The following is an 18,952-nucleotide window of genomic DNA, read 5'->3' as shown; positions in this document are numbered from 1 at the left end:
CCCCTGGAGATCTACACCGACAAGGACGGCGGCGTCATCTTTAAAAAATACTCCCTCATGGGCGGGCTGGGGGACTTTGCCGGCCATATGTGCGAGACCCTGAACAAGACCACCGGCGAGATCGCCGTCATCACCGACCGGGACAGCTGCATCGCCGTGGCCGGCAGCGGACGGCGGGATCTGGCCGACAAGCAGATCTCTCCCGCCCTGGAGCAGATCATGGAGGGCCGCCAGATCTACCAGCATAAGGAGGGCTCCGCTCCCGTCCCCGTGTGCGAGGGCAACGACACCTATCTGGTGTCCTGCGCCGCCCCCATCCTCTCGGAAGGGGATGTGCTGGGCTGCGTACTCTTTGCCGGTACCGAGGGAGCTCTCCACGACAGCGAGACCCAGTACAAGCTGGTTCAGACCATCGCCGGCTTCCTGGGCCGCCACATGGAGCCCTGATCCTTGTAACAGACCGCCTCCTTTGCTATACTGTGGGCAAAGGAGGCGGTCTTTATGCGTCTGTTTCTGGGCGTGGAGCTGCCAACCGTCTGGCGCGAAGCGCTGGACCGGGGGGCCGCCGCGCTGAAGAAGGCCGGGGTGCGGGCCAACTTCACCCGGCGGGACAACTATCATCTCACACTGGTCTTTCTGGGGGAGACCGACCGGGCGGAAGCGGCTGCCGCCGCCCTGGACCAGGTGGACGCACCCCCCTTTGCCCTCCGCTCCGCCTCTCCCGGCTGTTTTTCCAAAAAGGGCGGGGATATCTGGTGGCTGGGGGTGGAGCCCCTCCCCGGCCTGATGACCGCCCAGCGGCAGCTGGAGGCCGCCCTGAGAGACGCCGATTTTTCCCCGGAACGGCGGCCCTATCGCCCCCACATCACCCTGGCCCGGAAGGTGCGCTCTCCCGCCGGGCTGGAGCCCCTCACCGTCCCCGGACTTTTCCCCACTCTGGAAACGGAGGTAAACCGGCTCACCCTCTTCTCCTCGGAGCGGGTGGACGGCGTGCTGCGCTACTTGCCTCTGTACCGGGCGGCCCTTTGATATGTAGCGGGCGGAGGCCGCCCGCGCTCAGGCACAGAACCGATGGTTGCCGATCTGGAGGATGAGAGGCCGGCTCCAGATCCAGCTGCTGGTGGCGGTGGCGGGGTTGAAATAATAGATGGCCCCGCCGCTGGGGTCCACCCCGTTAAGGGCGTCCCGGGCCGCCCGCACCGCCGACTGAGCCACCGGCTCATTAAACTGGCCGTCCACCATGCAGGTGAATGCCCCCGGCTGGTACACCACCCCGGCAATGGTGTTGGGGAAGGAGGGGTGCTCCACCCGGTTGAGGATCACCGCCCCCACCGCCACCTGGCCGCTGTAGGGCTCCCCCCGGGCTTCCGCCGAGATCACCCGGGCCAGCAGATCCACGCTGGTATCCTGGGCAGGTGTGCCCCCGCCCGACATTCCCAGGGCCTTCAGGGTGGCAGGCCCCACGATGCCGTCGGCGGTCAGGCCGTTTTTCCGCTGAAAATACTTGACCGCCTGGGTGGTCTGGCTGCCGAATACCCCGTCTACCGCCCCGTCGTAGTAGCCCCAGTTCTTCAGTTTTGTCTGGATCACCCGCACCTGCTCCCCGCTGGAGCCCTGCCGGTAGGTGGCCGCCTGGGCCTGCTGGGCAAAGGCGATGAGGGAAATGTTGACCGCGAACACCAGAGCCAGTGCCGCGACGCGCCTGCGTCTGTTCATACCTACCCCTCCAATCTCACTGGAGGTAGTGTACGGCGGCGGCGGGCCGGTTATGTACGCCAATCCCTTCCTGCCTGCATAGGGCCAGTGGTTTTTGGAAATACTGGTACAAAACAGGAAAGGATGTGGGCAGGTGGTACAGGGCGTATCCCGGCAGGTCATTGTGGTGAAATCCCCCGACCCCCGATTTTTTGAACAGGCCATTTTTATCGTGAAGGAGGACGCCTTCGGCAAGGGGGCCTCCGCCGAGGCGGTGCTCCAGGAGGCCCGCCGGGCGGCCGACGGCTACCTCAAGCGCTCCTCCGGCTGGCGGCGGGTGTGCCGGAAGATCCCCGCCCCGGTGTATGCCGCCGGCGGCGCCCTGGGGGCCACCGCGTGCTGGATCCTGGCCCTTCTGCTGTAAACACGGCAGGCGCGAAACGCGCCTGCTTTTTTTCAGGCCAAAAGTGTGGTAGAATGGGTTTACATTGCGGCGCAGTAACGCCGCTCCCGGGAGGACAGCATGAAAAAACTGCTTTTTGTATGTCACGGCAACATTTGCCGCAGCCCTATGGCTGAGTTTGTCATGAAGGATCTGGTCAAAAAGGCAGGGCTGGAGGATCAGTTCACCATTGCCTCCGCCGCCACCAGCGCCGAGGAAATCGGAAATCCGGTCTATCCCCCCGCCCGGCGGAAGCTGGCCGAACACGGCATCAGCTGCTCCGGCCACGCCGCCCGCCAGCTGACGGCGGCAGACTACGGCCGGTGGGACCTGTTCCTGGGCATGGACAGCGCCAACCTGCGGAATATGCGCCGGCTCTTTGGCGGCGACCCGGATGGCAAGGTCAAGGCCCTGCTGTCCTATATTGGGGAGGACCGGGACATCTCCGACCCCTGGTACTCCGGTGACTTTGAGGCCACCTGGCGGGACGTATACGCAGGCTGCTCCGCCCTGCTGGCCGATCTGACCCAGGAGCAGCTGCCCAAGCTGGTGGTGGTGCTGGGCACCACCGCCTGCGGCAAGAGCGGCCTGGGGGTGGAACTGGCCAAGCGCTTTGGCGGTGAGATCGTTTCCGCCGACTCCCGGCAGGTGTACACCGGCCTGGACCTGGGCACCGGCAAGGTGACCGAGGAGGAGATGGACGGCGTGCCCCACCATATGCTGGACGTGGTGGCCCCCAACCAGCCCTACTCGGTGGCCGACTTCCAGGTGGGTGCCTACGCCGCCATCGACGACATCATCGCCCGGGGCAAGGTGCCCTTCCTAGTGGGGGGCTCCGGGCTGTACGTCCGGGCTGTGACCGAGGGCTTTGCCTTCACCGACGCCACCCCCGACCCTGCTCTGCGGGCCGAGCTGGAGGGCAAGACCGCTGCGGAGCTGTACGCCATCCTGCGGGAAAAGACGGGGGTCACCCTGGCCAACGGGGAGGAGAACAACCACCAGCGGTTGGTGCGCTCGGTGGAGAAGGCTCTGGCCGACGGCTGGGAGGCCCCGCAGGCCCATCCCCGCTATTGCTGCCTGCTGTTGGGGGTAAACTTCCCCCGGGAAACAGTATGTCATCGCATCGACGACCGGCTCCAGGTCCGCATTGACGCGGGCATGATCGAGGAGGTGGCCGGTCTGCGGGAAGCTGGAGCCACCGACGAGTTCCTGGAAGGCCTGGGGCTGGAGTATCGCTACATTCTCCGCTACCTGAAGGGGGAGATCCCCTCTCTGGACGCTCTGAAGGACGAGCTGGGGCGGGCCATCAAGCGCTTTGCCAAGCGGCAGGTCCAGTGGTTTAACCGGGATAAGGACGTGCTGTGGCTGGACATGGAGGGGGATTTCCTCACCCAGGCCACCCAGGCGGTGGAGCGGTTTTTGAAGGGCCAGTAAAAAGAACCTGTCATAACGCAAATACAGTGTACAGTATTTCTGTCTAAATAGACATATAGAGCCACTAACGCCCCCATTTCATTCTCTTCTTTGAAAAATACATAAAAGCACTTTCGCACTGACACCACATGGAATGTCAGTGCGAAAGTGCTTTTGTACGCTCTTATGCGGATTATGGGGGTAGCTGTGGTCAAAATTATTTTTCTTCACTTTCTGTTATGATCCTTATTCCTCGTTGACCGGCGGTCTAAAACACTGTATAGCATTGAGTGCGATCCCCCATTATAGCAGGCAATAATAATCAGAAAGAGGTTAGTCCCATGTTTTACTAATCGTTTCTATTTTATGCACTTCCCCTTTATGTGTTACAATACTCTGATTGCGCTCACAGTTTACCGTGTCTCCTATCTTTACCTGCTCATAGTCACTTTCACTGCACGATAGAGTAAATTGTTCGCCGGTTGCTTCTTGAATCACAATATAATGGTCATCCCTGGACTCAGACTTATCTATAATTGTGACTTCTCCTGCCATTGGATAGTAACTTTTTTGCACATAGTAAACCCGATATGCAGCATAGCTTCCACCGACCACGGCCACAACTACAACCAATAGTGCGGCTACCAAAAGAATCTTTTTATGGCTTTTCATTGCAATTCCTCCTTCATTAAACTAGGACCTGGCACTTTTCTCCCTAATACATTGTTATATACAAGTATTATACCATGTGCCACTCATATTTGCAAAAGGAGCTTATTATGAAAAAGTTATTGTCATTTTTACTGTCTCTCGCTCTTTGTGTTTCCCTTGGCATCCCAGCCTTTGCAACCGATAATACGACCAATAGTAATATCATTCCAGATAGCGAAGTCCAACGCTACGCATTGCACTTTATGACCACTTCACAAAACAACGAGGCCATAACCATTGATAATTTTATACATCTATATGATTCTAGTGATCAACTCACCGGCTACTATGTAACCTTTACCGATAATGGGACTGCTGCCGGATATGTATTACTGAGTCTAATTTCCGGCGAAGATCCCATTGTGGAATTTGCTTTTGAGGGATCTGGGCCGCTGACTACCAATTCTGCTTTGAATGAACTTATTCCAATCACCAACAGCCTTACCAGTAACTCCGAGCACGACGCCAAAATCCTTTATACCGGAGCAGGTCAGCTTTATGTTCAGAACCAATGGGGTTCTCTGTACTCCGTTTATGATCAAAGCGATCTCCACGCGGCCAACAGTATTTCTTCGGGTAGTGAAGTCAATATTTATAATGGTATTATTGACTGGTCCGAAGCCAACATTAAAGATGGCTCTACATTCATGATAAAGAAATTTGGCGCAGGCGATGATTACTGGTTGATGTCTCAATTTTCCTCAGGTGGCGTTTGCACCCCTACCGCTGCAACCAATGTACTCTGGTATTGGGGTAAACAGCGTGGCTGCTCCAGTGTTATGAACAGAGTTTCTTCCGAAAGTTCGGACTCTAATAAAGCAAAAGCTATTTTTGACATTTTGTTTGAAACCATGGTAACCAGCACTGAACATGGGACTCTCGATGTCAATATAATAGACGGATACGCTTCTTTCTTCCGCGAGCCATCTGGCAAAGGAACTTGGTCATATAAGATGCTCTCCGATGGTTCTTCTTATAGTACTTACCAAATAGCTCTCAAAGATCATTGTCCAATTCATCTTGTGCTCCATACCAACGATAGTATCTTTGATAAGGGTGAAGGACATTGTGTAATGAATTTCGGTTATGCCGAAAGCAACACTGGCGCCAAATACCTGTTTGTTATGGATGGTTGGAATACGAATGGTCGTTTTGTGAAATTTGACTACTATCCCTACTTCTTTGGGTACAAAATTTGGGTTGCATAACATATTTCTTCCGCCGGAAACCCTCAAATGCGCCCTCCTGTTTCCTACCTTTATTTTACAAAATAAACGGCTGCAGCCGGAAAATTAGGTGGAATAAACTGGGGGTGAACTTCCCCCGGGAAACAGTATGTCAGCGCATCGACGACCGGCTCCAGGCCCGCATTGATGCGGGCATGATCGAGGAGGTGGCCGGTCTGCGGGAAGCCGGGGCCACCGACGAGTTCCTGGAGGGTCTGGGGCTGGAGTACCGCTATATCCTTCGCTACCTGAAGGGGGAGATCCCCTCTCTGGACGCTCTGAAGGACGAGCTGGGCCGGGCCATCAAGCGCTTTGCCAAACGGCAGGTCCAGTGGTTCAGCCGGGATAAGGACGTGCTGTGGCTGGACATGGAGGGGGACTTCCTCACCCAGGCCACCCAGGCGGTGGAACAGTTTTTGAAAGAGCCTTAAACGCAAAAGCCGCTGCGGAAACTTCCGCAGCGGCTTTTTTACGTTTGACTGTTATCCCTCGGGCAGGGGCACCCGGCGGTGCTCCACCGGCCCCCAGGCGGGCAGGGGCAGGCCCTGCATGGCCCCGAACACCCGGCTCTTCAAACCGGGGTACTGCTGGTCCAGGGTGTGGATCAGCTCCTTGACCTCCTGCCGCTTGGTGTAGCCGTCGGCGGGGCAGGGATTGAACACCACCGGCAGGTGGTTGCGCTGGGCGGCGTTGCGGATAAGCCCCTCCCCGCAGTAGAGCATGGGCCGGATCTGGCTGATGCCCATCCGGTCCAGCCAGGTCACCGGCTGGAAACAGGACAGCCGTCCCTCGTAGAACAGGGACAGGAAGAAGGTCTCCACCGCGTCGTCAAAGTGGTGGCCCAGGGCGATCTTGCTGATGCCCCGCTCCTTGATGGCGTTGTGGAGGGCGCCCCGCCGCATTTTGGCGCACATGGAGCAGGGATTTTTCTCCTTCCGCAGGTCGAAGATAATGTGGTGGATCTCGGAGGGCAGCAGAGTGAAGGGCACGCCAATCTGCTCACAGTAGGCGGCCACCGGGGCAAAGTCCATCCCCTCTCCCCCGTCCACATGACCCATATCCAGGGTGTAGGCCTCCACGGTGAAGGGCTTGGGATAGAACTCCCGCAGCCGGGCCAGAGCGGTGAGCAGCACCAGAGAATCCTTGCCGCCGGACACCCCTACGGCAATGCGGTCTCCGGCCTGAATCATGTCGTAATCCTCCACACAGCGGCGGACATAGCTCAAAATCTTGTTCATAGGCACCTCAAAAAATTGAAAATCGAAATGGAGCATTCAAGAGAAAGCAAGAGATATCACGCGATTTCAAGAGCATACACTTTTTCTATTTAAAAAAATCGGAAAACGTGTTGACACTCCGTGGCCAAGGTATTATAATACAAAACGCTCCAATCGTAAAGATTGGGGCCTGTATTCTGTTTAGACATATTTTTTAAGATATCATCAAAATTGGAGGTTTCACCATGTCCACTTTTATGGCCAACAAGGGGAACATCGTCCGCAAGTGGTATATCCTCGATGCGGCTGGTAAGCCCCTGGGCAAGACTGCCGCTACCGCGGCCAACCTGCTGCGCGGCAAGCACAAGCCCGAGTATACTCCTCACGCTGACTGCGGCGACTTCGTCGTGGTCGTCAACGCCGAGAAGGCCGTTCTGACCGGCAAGAAGCTGGAGCAGAAGTACTACCGCACCCACTCCGGTTGGGTGGGCGGCCTGAAGGAGACCCCCTACCGCCTGCTGATGCAGCAGAAGCCCGAGCTGGCCATGCGTGTGGCCATCCGCGGCATGATGCCCCGCAACATCATCACCAAGGATTCTCTGTCCCGCCTGCACATCTACCGCGGCGCCGAGCATCCCCACAACGCCCAGAAGCCCGAAGCCTGGGCGGCCAACTAAGCAGGAGGTACAAAGGAATGTATAAGAGCAAGAAGCCTTATCTGTATGGCACCGGCCGCCGGAAGTCCTCCGTGGCCCGCGTGCATCTGTTCCCCAACGGCACTGGTGCTATCACCATCAACGGCCGTGATATCGACGATTACTTCGGCCTGGAGACCCTGAAGCTGATCGTGCGTCAGCCTCTGGCCACCACCGACACCCTGGGCAAGGTGGACATCGAGACCACCGTTACCGGCGGCGGCGTGACCGGCCAGGCCGGCGCCATCCGTCACGGCATCGCCCGTGCCCTGCTGCAGGTCAACCCCGAGTACCGTGCTGCCCTGAAGGCTGCCGGCTTCCTGACCCGCGATCCTCGTATGAAGGAGCGTAAGAAGTACGGCCTCAAGGCCGCCCGTCGTGCTCCGCAGTTCAGCAAGCGCTAAACTTTATCAAAAGTGGTCAAAAACCCCGGAACTACGCGGTTTCCGGGGTTTTTCCTTTTCAAATGGTTTGACGCAATTTGACAGAACGAAGCCTCTTTTAACCCGTTTTCTATGGGTTAAATGGTGGACAACCACCCCAAAAAGAGGGCTTATGGGTTAAAAAATAGGACAACCGAGACGCGATTTTGGGATGCCAAGGGGATGTTTATTTATACATCTCCAAGAGACCTTTTTCGTGAAAACGGTTTGTCTGAATTTGACCTAATTTGAACAAAAGAGAATAAATCTAATCGCCAAGCGCTCAGTATTTTCTACTGGGCGCTTTTTGCGTTTCCGGGGAATTTCATTCCGGGATAAGAAAAGGCCGTCACTTTCAATTTTTGAAGTGGCGGCTTTTTCTATTTCCAGAAGCCATAGAACAATTCAGAAATGAGGTGAAGTCATTGAACACGCAAATCATCGCCATCGCCAACCAGAAAGGCGGCGTTGGCAAGACAACCACCTGCGCGAACCTGGGGATTGGGCTGGCGCAGGCCGGAAAGAAAGTGCTGCTGATCGACGGGGACCCGCAAGGCAGCCTGACCATCAGCCTGGGCCACCCCCAGCCGGACAAGCTGCCCTTTACCCTGTCCGACGCGATGGGCCGTATCCTGATGGACGAGCCGCTGCGCCCCGGCGAGGGTATCCTGCATCACCCGGAGGGGGTTGACCTGATGCCCGCAGACATCCAGCTCTCCGGCATGGAGGTCTCCCTGGTGAACGCCATGAGCCGAGAGACCATCCTGCGGCAGTATCTGGACACGCTCAAGGGACAGTATTCCCATATCCTGATTGACTGCCAGCCATCCCTGGGTATGCTCACGGTCAACGCCCTGGCCGCCGCCAACAGGGTCATAATCCCCGTTCAGGCGGAGTACCTGCCCGCCAAGGGCCTGGAACAGCTGCTCCAGACCGTAAACAAGGTGAAGCGGCAGATCAACCCCAAGCTCCAGATCGACGGCATATTGCTGACGATGGTGGACAACCGCACCAACTTCGCCAAGGAGATTGCCGCCCTGCTGCGGGAGACCTATGGCAGCAAAATCAAGGTGTTCGGCACCGAGATTCCCCATTCTGTCCGGGCAAAGGAGATCAGCGCCGAGGGCAAAAGCATTTTTGCCCATGACCCTAATGGCAAGGTGGCCGAGGGCTATAAGAATCTGACCAAGGAGGTGATAAAACTTGAAAAGCAGCGCGAAAAAAGTAGAGCTGGCTCCATACGATGATTTGTTTTCCACCGAGGAAAGCCGCCAGGATGCCAAGCTGGAGAAGATACAGGAAATTCCGCTGTCTGAGCTGCACCCATTTAAGGGGCATCCCTTCAAAGTCAAGGATGACGAGGCCATGATGGAGACCGCCGACAGCGTTCGGCAGTATGGTGTTCTGGTTCCGGCGATCGCCCGCCCGGACCCGGAGGGCGGCTATGAGCTGGTTGCCGGTCACAGGCGGCACCGGGCCAGTGAGCTGGCCGAGAAAGAAACCATGCCTGTCATTGTCCGAGACCTGGACGATGATGCTGCCACTATCATCATGGTGGACAGCAACTTACAACGTGAAAGCCTGCTCCCCAGCGAAAGGGCCTTTGCTTACAAGATGAAGCTGGAGGCTATGAAACACCAAGGCGCACGGGGGGACTTAACTTCGTCCCAACTTGGGACGAAGTTGCGTGCAGATGAATTGTTGGCGCAGCAGGCTGGTTCGAGTAGGAACCAGGTGCAGCGCTATATCCGCCTGACGGAGCTGATTCCCGAACTGCTGGATATGGTCGATGAAAAGAAAATCGCCCTCAATCCGGCTTATGAGCTGTCCTTTCTCAAAAAAGAAGAACAGCGGGATTTGCTGGACGCGATGGACAGCGAACAGGCTACCCCCTCTCTCTCCCAGGCTCAGCGACTCAAGAAATACAGCCAGGAGGGACATCTGACCCTCGATATGATGCGCGTCATCATGGGTGAGGAAAAGAAAAGTGATCTCGACAAAGTGACTTTCACCTCCGACACCCTGCGGAAGTATTTCCCCAAAAGCTATACGCCCCAGCGGATGCAGGAAACCATTATCAAACTGCTGGAGGCGTGGCAGAAGAAGCGCCAGAGAGACCAGGAACGATGAAAGGAGCCGCCTATGAGGGATATTTCAGCCCGTGAGCTGAAAGGACACAATATCTTGGCCGTAGAGCGTTTTCAGGACAGCACCCGCTGGATGATCGAGTTTTCCGTTCAGCGCCCTTGTTCCTACGGCTGCCCCGGCGATGATATGCGGCTGTTTCTTACGGAGGACGGGTATCAGGCCGCCCTCGTAAGCCAGAAGCGTCGGGAAATCAAAATCAAGCGGTATGCCCGTGTGATCGAGGGCCATGTGCTCGACTTCAAACCGGACAAGCGCCGCCGCCACCCGTAAACTCATTATCACTACGAAAGGAAAGGAATGAATATGTGTACTGTCCAGAGCATCAAAGATGCCATCCGGGAAAGTTGCCAGTCCCAGTATGATATGGAATCCACCGACATTGACCGGGTTTTGCAGACCCTCCCGTTTTCGGAGCATGAGCCGATGTTCAGTCATCCGCCGAAGTACAAGCGTCCTTACCGGCCCTGGCAGAACAACAAAAACAGCTGAAAGCCACAGTCTTTTTCACGAAGGATTGTGGCTTTTTTCATGCCCTAAAATTAGAAAGGAGTGAAGTCAATGGCCGTTTTTCGCATTGAACGGACCAAAGATTATACCGTGATGAGCAATCATCACCTGCGGAACCACGAACTATCCCTCAAGGCAAAGGGGCTTCTTTCCATGATGTTATCCCTGCCTGATGACTGGAACTATACTACCCGTGGACTTGCGAAAATCTGCAAGGAGGGCGTTGATGCCATCGGCAGTGCGCTGCGGGAGTTGGAAACCGCCGGTTACATCGTGCGGAACCAGCTGCGGGACCAACAAGGCCGGATCAGCGACACCGAGTATGTGATTTATGAGAAACCCCAGCCCAGGCAGCCAGAAACGCCAAGGCCGGATACGGCTGTACCAGATACGGCTTCACCAGATACGGAAAACCCGTATCTGGATAAACCGGATACGGAAAAGCCCGCAGAATTAAATATAGAGAAACCAAATACTCAAAAACAAAATACTCATGGAGCAAGTACCGATTCCATTCCCTTCCGGGAAACAGCGGCAGCACAGCTGCCGGAACGGAAAGGAAGGGATGCGATGTCTGTCTCAGAGATAGAAAATTATCGGGAATTGATTCTGGAGAACATCGAGTATGACTATCTGTGCAGAGAGTTTTCGACCTACCGTGAGGACCTGGACGAGATTGTGGAGCTGATGGTGGAGACCGTTTGTGCCAAACGTAAAACCACTCGGATCGCTGGCAGCGACTTTCCCCATGAAGTCGTGCGCTCCCGGTTCTTGAAGCTGGATAGCGAGCATATCCGATTTGTCATGGACGGTATGCAGAAAAACACCACGGAGGTCCGCAATATGAAACAGTATTTGCTTGCAGTGCTGTTCAACGCGCCCACCACGATCAGCAATCACTACACCGTACAAGTCAATCACGATATGAACACAGGCGGCTGGTAAACAGCCGCTTTTCTGTTGCCCGGCAATACCGGGAGAAAGGATTTTGCCATGAAACGACCTCTTGCCTACATTACGGCTCCCTGGAGCAACAACCAGTATGAGAACGCCGAGAACGCTGCCACCTACTGCCGCCAGGTGTACGACGCCGGGTATTCGCCCATCTGCCCGGTTCTGTTCTTGTCCACCTTCCTCAAGGACGAGATTCCCCAGGAACACAAGGACGGGCTGGATATGGTGCGAGACTATCTGCGCCGGTCCCATGTGCTGGTGGTCTGCGGCCACGGCATCGACGAGACCGTGAAGAATGACATCGCCACCGCTGAGCGCCTGCGGATCACCGCTACCACCCTGGACGGTATCCTGACTGTGAAAGGCCAGGGACGCGGGAAAGGAGGTGCGCGCCATGCCTGAGCGTAAGACCGTGGGCCAGCTGATGGAGGAAATGCGGCTCAAGGCCGGGGCGCAGAACTACCACGGCCATGAGTACATGGATTTGGAGCGGTTTGCCGAGGACACCCGGCACATGATTATCTTCGATGTGCTGACCCACGATTCGCCGGTGGGCTGGAAAGGCGAACGGACCCGCCTGTTTCTGACGGAGGCCGGATACCAGAAAAGCCTGGAGAACCAGGAAAAGGGCCACATCAAGATTCTCAGCCATGCCAAGGTGCGCCAGGGACATCTGTACTATGACCGCTCCGATCAGCTGCGTTGAAAGGAGCCTGCCATGATGAAATACCTGCTGCGGCGGCTGGTGGTCCCGCCTTAGTATCAAGCGCCACCCCTGCAAAATCCGTGGAAAGGAGGCGATGACCTATGCAGGAGGAAGTGGAAAACAGGACTTTGACGCTGGTAGTCAGCGGAACAAAGTTTACCGGGCGGCTGTTTAAGGCCGCCATCACCAAGTACCTTGCCCACCGCAAGGAAAAGAAGCTGCAAAAGCAGAAAAGCCGGGATACCCCCGTGATTCCCCACGGCAAACAGACGGTGAAGCAGCTGATCGGCCAGAATCAGGGCGTTTCCAACATCGAGATCACCGACCCCTCCATCAAGGAGTTTGAAAAGATCGCCCGGAAATACGGCGTTGACTATGCGGTGAAGAAGGACCGCAGCAGCTCCCCGCCCAAGTACCTGATCTTTTTCAAAGGCCGCGATGCGGATGCCCTGACCGCTGCCTTTACCGAGTACACCGGCAAGAAGGTCAGAAAGGCGCAGAAAACAGAGCGTCCGTCCGTGCTGGCAAAGCTGAGCCAGTTCAAAGAGCTGGTGAAACACGCCGTTGTGGACCGGAACAAGCGGAAGGAGCTGGAACGATGAAGATGAAAAAGCAACTTGACATCAAAAAGCTCCTTTTGCTGAATATGCCCTATATCCTGATGGGGCTGTTCGCAACCAACTTCGGTGAAGGATGGCGGATGGCCGTGGGTGCGGACGCTTCGGCAAAAATGCTTTCGTTCTTCTCCACGCTGCCGGTGGCGCTGGCCAGCTGGTGGCCCAGCCTGCACCCTTTGGACCTGCTGGTGGGGCTGTGCTGCGGCGCTGGCCTGCGATTGGCCGTGTATCTCAAAAGCAAGAACGCCAAGAAGTACCGGCACGGTATGGAGTATGGCAGCGCCCGCTGGGGCACCCATGAGGACATCGCACCCTACATCGACCCGGTGTTCCAGAACAATGTGATTCTGACTAAAACCGAGAGCCTGACCATGAACAGCCGCCCCAAGGACCCCAAGACCGCCAGAAACAAAAATGTGCTGGTGATCGGTGGCTCCGGTTCCGGCAAGACCCGCTTCTGGCTGAAACCGAACCTGATGCAGATGCACAGCTCCTATGTGGTGACAGACCCAAAAGGCACCATCCTGGTGGAGTGCGGCAAAATGCTTCAGCGCGGCACACCCAAGCTGGGCAAGGACGGCAAGCCCATGAAGGATAAGCACGGCAAGGACATCTATGAGCCTTATCGGATCAAAGTCCTCAATACCATCAACTTCAAGAAGTCCATGCACTATAATCCCTTTGCCTACATCCACTCCGAAAAGGACATCTTGAAACTGGTCACGACGCTGATCGCCAACACCAAGGGCGAGGGCAAGGCCGGGGACGATTTTTGGGTTAAGGCCGAGACGCTTTTGTACTGCGCCCTCATTGGGTATATCCACTACGAGGCCCCGGTGGAGGAACAGAATTTCTCCACCCTCATCGAGTTCATCAACGCGATGGAGGTCCGGGAGGATGACGAGGAGTTCAAGAACCCCGTGGACCTGATGTTTGACGCGCTGGAGGCAGAGAAGCCCAACCACTTCGCCGTCCGTCAGTACAAAAAGTACAAGCTGGCTGCGGGCAAAACCGCAAAATCCATCCTGATTTCCTGCGGTGCGCGCCTTGCCGTGTTCGACATCGCGGAGCTGCGGGAGGTCACGGCCTACGACGAGCTGGAGCTGGATACCCTGGGAGACCGGAAAACCGCCTTGTTCTTGATTATGAGCGACACGGACGATAGCTTTAACTTCCTGATCTCCATGTGCTACACCCAGCTGTTCAATCTGCTCTGCGAAAAAGCGGACGATGTGTACGGCGGGCGGCTGCCGGTCCATGTGCGGTGCCTCATTGACGAGGCCGCCAATATTGGACAGATCCCTCGGCTGGAAAAGCTGGTTGCCACCATCCGAAGCCGTGAGATTTCCGCCTGCCTGGTGCTGCAAGCACAGTCCCAGCTCAAAGCTATCTACAAGGACAACGCCGATACCATCATCGGCAACATGGATACCTCCATCTTCCTGGGCGGCAAAGAGCCGACAACCCTCAAGGAGCTGGCCGCCGTGCTGGGCAAGGAGACCATCGACACCTACAACACCGGCGAGAGCCGGGGCCGCGAGACATCCCATTCTCTTAACTACCAAAAGCTCGGCAAAGATATGCCATACTTGTTGGTGAAGAGTTCAGCTGCCTTGAATTTGACATGAACAGGGACACGATCAGCTGAATTCGGAGAAAAATCGAATACAGGAGGTCGCTTATGGAACACTTACCGAAGAAAACCTGTCAAAACGGCATTAGCTATACACTGGTCGGTGATTACTACATTCCAGACTTACAGCTGCCGGAAGAAAACCGCCCCATTGGGATTTGGGGTCGTATGCACAAAGCCTATCTGGAGCAGTTCCATCCAATCCGGTATAATGACCTGATCTTGACCGGCAAACTCTGGACATATCTGAGCGATTTGAACGAGCAGGCACAGAACCAGCTGGATTGTATCATTACCCAGATGAAAGAAACGGAAGAAATCACTGAGGAATTGAAAGTCCAGGATCAGATGACATGGGTCAGGGCAATGAACAGCATCCGCAACCGGGCGGAGGAAATCATCCTCCGGGAGCTGATCTACGAGGAGGATGCTGTATGAGAATCTTGGAAGAATTCTGGTATGGAAATATTGAGCCAACCGAGTACGATACAACAGCCTGTAAAGAATACAATGAAATTCTCCGCTTGATTACCCGGAATGAAGAAAAACTTCTGGCTACCATGACGGATGAGCAGAAGGAATTGTTCTCACGGTACACAGATTGCGTCCGTGAACATCGAACCATAGCAGAGTGCCTGCTGTTCCAGAGCAGCTTTAAGCTAGGGGCCAAGATGATGGCTGAAGTAATGGAAGAATAATTGAACATAAACGGCAGCGTCCATCGGTCGTCAGAAATGATCGATGGGCGCTATTTCGTGTTGATTACTTCAGATCTGTTTCAAGATATTGGCTATAGGTATAGATATTATCAGTTCCAACCAGTTTAGTAAGAAAAGCTCTGAACACTGCATCTATTGGAACCGACACAAAGAAAAACAATCTTTTTTTGGGTCTTGAGCAACAAACATAAAATAGGTTTCTATTTCTTTCATAAGAAGCTTGCTTTCCTTCGGGAACATTAGAGTGTCCTGTTATCATCGGTGCATAGGTTTCAAATTGATATAGATTCCAACCTTTGCTGATAACAAAGACAATATTGTCATATTCTTCGCCTTTAACGCCATGTTCAGTGGAAAACATAGCATCAGGAAACAAAAAATCGATTGCTGCGGTAAATTGCAGGTAGTCCAATTCTAAAAATGACTGAATTGAAGCATTAGAAACATACACTGTGTCTGGCGCTTTCTGATATAGATGATACCATCCATCCAATTTTGGGGGAATAGGAATCAATTTGGTCCGCTTGATTAACTCAAATACATCAATTGCTCTTTTGGTGCGAGCATCTTCCAACTGCTGCTGTAGCTCTTTCCACTTGACTTTTTCGGATTTTTTCTTAATGGGAAAGCGCTTAATTCCGAGTGTATCAAAAAGCAACTGCATATTTGAATCTTTAAGTGCTTTATAGATTGGCTCAACAGTATCCATAAAAAACAGAAGGAACGGATCTTCTTTATCTCTCAGCCCGTCAGCTAAAATTTCTAAAAGTTGTTCGTACCCTTGCTGCGTAGCGAGGACCTTATGCGTTATCATTAGAACTTTTAGATCATCCTCTTCGGATGATTCACGCTTGATCTTCTCTGTGACATTACTTAGACGATTCTTTAATTCTTCCGCAGGTAATTCGCCTTTTAGATTGCGTTCTGTCCGGCGAGGGCCAGTATAATCGTCACAGGTGATTACAATCACTTCTCCGTCAAAATCATCTATTGCAGATGTTTGGGGTAAGTCAGGCCGCAAATCATTTAAAAGCCGAACAATCCGTGGTGCAGATCTGAAATTTGAGCCTTTCTTGATAATTGCGAGGTTCTCATTTTCAATTAGACCACAAGCCTTGTTGGATTGATAAATGGTTTGCCAGGCATCACCAAAAAAACCGAACTGAGGGCCTTTTTTCTCTGCAATAAAGAAGTTAATAAAGCGATCAATGATCGGTTTATAGGAATCTTGATACTCATCAATTAAAATCAAAGGATACTTGTCTGCGAATACACGCCGGAATTTTGCATTATCTAAAAGCCGACAAAAGAGCTTTAGAACGTCATCGTGGTATAAATATTGAATTCCATTTTCCTTGTAACGATGCCCCAAGGTATATGTAACTTCTTTGACCTTGAAAAAATCTCCTTCATCTGGCAAGAAGTCAGGATCGCTTGTGACAATATCAATGAGAAAGCTTTGATACTGTTTGATAGCGTTCCATGCAAAGGAGTGGATTGTCGATGGAAGAATAAATGAATTTTTTGATAGTCGTTCAGCAATCACATCCACCGCAGCATTTGTATATGTAATGCAAACTACAGTTTGTTTCTTTCGGCGATACTCCGTCCACTTATTTGCCTGAATCCATTCAATGGCTTTGTTCAGCGAATATGTCTTACCTGAGCCTGCACCAGCCTCCACACGAAAGCTAATCCCATTCTGAAGTGCTGAAATGATTTGTTCATCTACTTTATCGGCTTCAGCTTTTGCAAGGTCGTAGTTTGTCCTTTTGTATTCTTCACTCACGAACTTACACCTCCTTACTCAAGCACCCGTTGGTCATTGAGCCACACCAGCCCATCTTTGATATAGGCTGGAATAGCATAATCCTCACATTCACAAATGAGATTAAGAGCAAAATCTGTTTTACTCTTCCCTGAAAACTCAAGATCGTCTTCAGTAGGAGTATCCCCCAATTCATAATGTGCACGGTTGACATTCCGAATTGCTTCTTCCAAAGAATGTCCGCACAACCCGTTCTCTGTTGTTTGGAATTCAATGTGACATTTGCATCGAGTTTTATCAGCAGGAGACATCGATGTAATATCAGTTAGAGCGATTTGAGTATTATCATCCGCTGAAAGCCCTTTGTTCTTCCGGACCCACCATTTTAGAGTTTCATTAGATGTTGTTTCACCGCATGAAACCGGAACAGACTTATAATATATTCTCCCGTTCGCACCTTTTTGACCAGACACAGAGTCCAAATCAGTAAGAATAAGGCATGGGATACCCAAAAACTCAGCGAACGGAATAAATTTATAGGCATACGCACCGCCGATTTCAACCAAGGCATAATACTGAGCAGGTAGTTTATATTCCCGAGAATCAAAGTCCCCCGCTTTAGCGCATTTATCGATTATGTCGGGCAACAACAAACGTTCTGACGCCCCTTCAACAAAGATTGCTTTATCTGCAAAAAATAAATCACACTTGGTTAGAGTAAGATACTTTCGGATGAAATCAGTGTTAGAAGGATTCTCCTGAGCAAACGTATTTAGGTTCTTATAAATAACACCGGCCTTTGTTTTTTGCGCATATCGAATTTTAGAGAAAACCATTGTGTTCGCAATGTGAGCAGAATGCGAAGTTATCAAAGTTTGAATCCCTACAGAAGTAATTTTCGCAAGAAACGCTTCTAAGTACTCTGCAAAGGCGTGTTGCATCTGCGGATGCATATGAGACTCTGGTTCTTCGATAAAAAGCAACGGTATACAGGCGTCCCCACATTTTTCTACCTTTTTGGCGAATGCTGCAAGAAGAAATTCCATTTTGATTAAGTTTTTATATCCCAAACCATTATAGGTACTGGGGAGTCGCTCTTTGCTTGTTCCAGCAGTATAAGAAAGTTGTGTTTGATTCTTTATCTGGTCATCAATGCTTAGTTGGGTTGTAACTCCTAACTGTAGTTCTTCTCCATTGGGATAACCAAACCCAACTGCTTTACTAACCAGAGCACTTAGGATGCTATCGCTTTGTTGTTGCACATTTTTGTTGGCGTTTTCAACAATAGCTCGAAGTTCCTTAACTTTTTCAGAAACACTTGGATCTAATTCGTCTTCACTCATATCAAAGAAATCGGAGATAAGAGAAGACAAAGAATTGTCTTGGGTTCCGTCTTCACCAAGGCGGCGCTCTGCCTGAATAATGTGAAATGGAAACAATTGGGCCAACTCTGTCAGCTTTTTACTCTGCTTTTCTTCTGGTTTTTTTGGATTTATCGCATAAATCGTCATTTCAAAAAGCTTGTGGAAATTGCTTATAATAGCATTATGGACATCATCAGCAGGAGAAAAGCTCCCATTTTCATAATAGTTTGGCTCTAGAATTTTCCAAATACCTTTCTCGTCCGCTTTCAATTTGTATTCGGCACGAATCAACGCTGTAGTGGTATCCACATCTACATCAATGATAAACGGAGACAATGCGCCTAAGTTATCCTCCGGGTCATCCAGGGAATAGTCCACAAGGAACTCTATAGATATTGGTTCCAGCCGTTCACATAGATCTTCAAAAGCAATTTCCTTTGCCATGAACGAAGCAATATTAGCATATAGATTTTCTCTTTTTGACAACGGGTAATCATTGAAAGAAAACGGAGTTCCATCCAATACTTTACCGATGCACTCAAAGCACGAGGTTTTGGCAGTATTATTGCGTCCCACAATTAAGGTTGTTTTCGAATCAACTTCCAGTTCAGCATCAATAAGCAATCTGTAGTTTTTTATTTTTATCTTTGATAATCGCATGCCAATTTCCTTTCTGATAGCACAGGTATATGATGTAAGTGCTATCGGGATTGCC

General features: G+C 52.5%; 23 protein-coding genes and 2 pseudogenes. 20 read left to right on the top strand and 5 right to left on the bottom strand.

Features of this window, described 5'->3' with window-relative positions; all coding sequences use genetic code 11:
- Both B5G42_RS13475 and thpR read left to right on the top strand, forming a co-directional pair.
- A partial coding sequence (locus B5G42_RS13475; RefSeq protein ID WP_087271319.1) for a stage V sporulation T C-terminal domain-containing protein occupies nt 1-447 on the top strand: 447 nt, incomplete at its 5' end.
- 54 nt (nt 448-501) lie between these two features.
- Nucleotides 502-1,029 carry an RNA 2',3'-cyclic phosphodiesterase gene (gene thpR / locus B5G42_RS13470; RefSeq protein WP_087271316.1) on the top strand — a complete coding sequence of 176 codons (528 nt, stop codon included), beginning with the start codon at nt 502-504 and terminating at the stop codon, nt 1,027-1,029.
- Nucleotides 1,030-1,056: 27 nt separating this feature from the next.
- Here the strand turns inward: thpR and sleB are convergent, their stop codons facing one another.
- Complete coding sequence (sleB, locus tag B5G42_RS13465) at nt 1,057-1,716, bottom strand: spore cortex-lytic enzyme (protein WP_087271314.1); 660 nt, start codon at nt 1,714-1,716, stop codon at nt 1,057-1,059.
- A gap of 133 nt (nt 1,717-1,849) precedes the next feature.
- Here sleB and B5G42_RS13460 point away from each other — a divergent pair, with 133 nt between their 5' ends.
- The 3 genes and pseudogenes from B5G42_RS13460 (at nt 1,850) to miaA (ending at nt 3,571) form a co-directional block, all read left to right on the top strand.
- On the top strand, nt 1,850-2,119 hold the full coding sequence (locus B5G42_RS13460; RefSeq protein ID WP_204247496.1) for a translation initiation factor 2: 270 nt from the start codon (nt 1,850-1,852) through the stop codon (nt 2,117-2,119).
- 99 nt (nt 2,120-2,218) lie between these two features.
- A pseudogene (locus B5G42_RS18740) lies at nt 2,219-2,662 on the top strand (low molecular weight protein-tyrosine-phosphatase); the annotation flags it as partial.
- Between the two features lie 24 nt (nt 2,663-2,686).
- On the top strand, nt 2,687-3,571 hold the full coding sequence (miaA, locus tag B5G42_RS13455) for a tRNA (adenosine(37)-N6)-dimethylallyltransferase MiaA (RefSeq protein WP_242961230.1): 885 nt from the start codon (nt 2,687-2,689) through the stop codon (nt 3,569-3,571).
- A gap of 312 nt (nt 3,572-3,883) precedes the next feature.
- Here miaA and B5G42_RS13450 read toward each other — a convergent pair whose 3' ends face one another.
- On the bottom strand, nt 3,884-4,222 hold the full coding sequence (locus B5G42_RS13450; protein ID WP_087271308.1) for a hypothetical protein: 339 nt from the start codon (nt 4,220-4,222) through the stop codon (nt 3,884-3,886).
- Nucleotides 4,223-4,329: 107 nt separating this feature from the next.
- Between B5G42_RS13450 and B5G42_RS13445 the strand changes: the two genes are divergently transcribed.
- Together B5G42_RS13445 and B5G42_RS13440 are read left to right on the top strand one after the other, a co-directional pair.
- Nucleotides 4,330-5,469, top strand: a complete 1,140-nt coding sequence (locus tag B5G42_RS13445) for a hypothetical protein (protein WP_087271305.1) — start codon at nt 4,330-4,332, stop codon at nt 5,467-5,469.
- Nucleotides 5,457-5,918, top strand: a complete 462-nt coding sequence (locus B5G42_RS13440) for a tRNA dimethylallyltransferase (protein WP_087271301.1) — start codon at nt 5,457-5,459, stop codon at nt 5,916-5,918. The genes B5G42_RS13445 and B5G42_RS13440 overlap by 13 nt, the downstream gene beginning before the upstream one ends.
- Before the next feature lie 51 nt (nt 5,919-5,969).
- Here B5G42_RS13440 and B5G42_RS13435 read toward each other — a convergent pair whose 3' ends face one another.
- Complete coding sequence (locus tag B5G42_RS13435) at nt 5,970-6,725, bottom strand: tRNA lysidine(34) synthetase (protein ID WP_087271298.1); 756 nt, start codon at nt 6,723-6,725, stop codon at nt 5,970-5,972.
- Between the two features lie 224 nt (nt 6,726-6,949).
- On the opposite strand from B5G42_RS13435, the gene rplM reads away from it, so the two are divergent.
- The 13 genes and pseudogenes from rplM to B5G42_RS13370 all read left to right on the top strand — a co-directional run bounded on the left by rplM (nt 6,950) and on the right by B5G42_RS13370 (nt 15,084).
- On the top strand, nt 6,950-7,381 hold the full coding sequence (rplM, locus tag B5G42_RS13430) for a 50S ribosomal protein L13 (protein ID WP_087188632.1): 432 nt from the start codon (nt 6,950-6,952) through the stop codon (nt 7,379-7,381).
- Nucleotides 7,382-7,398: 17 nt separating this feature from the next.
- A complete protein-coding gene (rpsI, locus tag B5G42_RS13425) occupies nt 7,399-7,803 on the top strand; it encodes a 30S ribosomal protein S9 (protein ID WP_087188633.1) in 405 nt (134 codons plus the stop codon).
- Nucleotides 7,804-8,246: 443 nt separating this feature from the next.
- Nucleotides 8,247-9,068: a ParA family protein gene (locus B5G42_RS13420; RefSeq protein WP_002576359.1), complete on the top strand. Its 822-nt coding sequence runs from the start codon at nt 8,247-8,249 to the stop codon at nt 9,066-9,068.
- Complete coding sequence (locus B5G42_RS13415; RefSeq protein ID WP_002576358.1) at nt 9,025-9,951, top strand: ParB/RepB/Spo0J family partition protein; 927 nt, start codon at nt 9,025-9,027, stop codon at nt 9,949-9,951. Before B5G42_RS13420 ends, B5G42_RS13415 begins: the two co-directional genes overlap by 44 nt.
- 12 nt (nt 9,952-9,963) lie before the next feature.
- Complete coding sequence (locus B5G42_RS13410; RefSeq protein ID WP_002576357.1) at nt 9,964-10,239, top strand: DUF5720 family protein; 276 nt, start codon at nt 9,964-9,966, stop codon at nt 10,237-10,239.
- Nucleotides 10,240-10,266: 27 nt separating this feature from the next.
- Complete coding sequence (locus tag B5G42_RS13405; protein WP_002576356.1) at nt 10,267-10,458, top strand: hypothetical protein; 192 nt, start codon at nt 10,267-10,269, stop codon at nt 10,456-10,458.
- Between the two features lie 69 nt (nt 10,459-10,527).
- Complete coding sequence (locus tag B5G42_RS13400; protein WP_002576355.1) at nt 10,528-11,421, top strand: DUF6017 domain-containing protein; 894 nt, start codon at nt 10,528-10,530, stop codon at nt 11,419-11,421.
- A 48-nt stretch (nt 11,422-11,469) separates the two neighbouring features.
- On the top strand, nt 11,470-11,832 hold the full coding sequence (locus tag B5G42_RS13395) for a hypothetical protein (RefSeq protein WP_002578791.1): 363 nt from the start codon (nt 11,470-11,472) through the stop codon (nt 11,830-11,832).
- Nucleotides 11,825-12,136, top strand: a complete 312-nt coding sequence (locus B5G42_RS13390) for a DUF5720 family protein (RefSeq protein ID WP_002576353.1) — start codon at nt 11,825-11,827, stop codon at nt 12,134-12,136. Before B5G42_RS13395 ends, B5G42_RS13390 begins: the two co-directional genes overlap by 8 nt.
- 101 nt (nt 12,137-12,237) lie before the next feature.
- On the top strand, nt 12,238-12,738 hold the full coding sequence (locus B5G42_RS13385; protein ID WP_002576352.1) for a PcfB family protein: 501 nt from the start codon (nt 12,238-12,240) through the stop codon (nt 12,736-12,738).
- A gap of 2 nt (nt 12,739-12,740) precedes the next feature.
- Nucleotides 12,741-14,336, top strand: a pseudogene (locus tag B5G42_RS13380) (type IV secretory system conjugative DNA transfer family protein); the annotation flags it as partial.
- Nucleotides 14,337-14,434: 98 nt separating this feature from the next.
- The gene (locus B5G42_RS13375) at nt 14,435-14,824 is read left to right on the top strand and encodes a TnpV protein (RefSeq protein ID WP_087271295.1); all 390 of its coding nucleotides are present in this window, start codon (nt 14,435-14,437) and stop codon (nt 14,822-14,824) included.
- On the top strand, nt 14,821-15,084 hold the full coding sequence (locus B5G42_RS13370; protein ID WP_087171078.1) for a DUF6809 family protein: 264 nt from the start codon (nt 14,821-14,823) through the stop codon (nt 15,082-15,084). Before B5G42_RS13375 ends, B5G42_RS13370 begins: the two co-directional genes overlap by 4 nt.
- Before the next feature lie 64 nt (nt 15,085-15,148).
- Here the strand turns inward: B5G42_RS13370 and B5G42_RS13365 are convergent, their stop codons facing one another.
- Nucleotides 15,149-16,894, bottom strand: a complete 1,746-nt coding sequence (locus tag B5G42_RS13365; protein WP_087171079.1) for a UvrD-helicase domain-containing protein — start codon at nt 16,892-16,894, stop codon at nt 15,149-15,151.
- A gap of 14 nt (nt 16,895-16,908) precedes the next feature.
- The gene (locus B5G42_RS13360; protein ID WP_087171080.1) at nt 16,909-18,897 is read right to left on the bottom strand and encodes an ATP-dependent nuclease; all 1,989 of its coding nucleotides are present in this window, start codon (nt 18,895-18,897) and stop codon (nt 16,909-16,911) included.
- Nucleotides 18,898-18,952: the final 55 nt, after the last annotated feature.

Origin of the sequence: Flavonifractor sp. An91 (assembly GCF_002159225.1) — a bacterium.
GTDB lineage: Bacteria > Bacillota > Clostridia > Oscillospirales > Oscillospiraceae > Flavonifractor > Flavonifractor avicola.
Note: the sequence above shows the minus strand (reverse complement) of the source record. Positions and strands in the feature narration are given on the sequence as shown.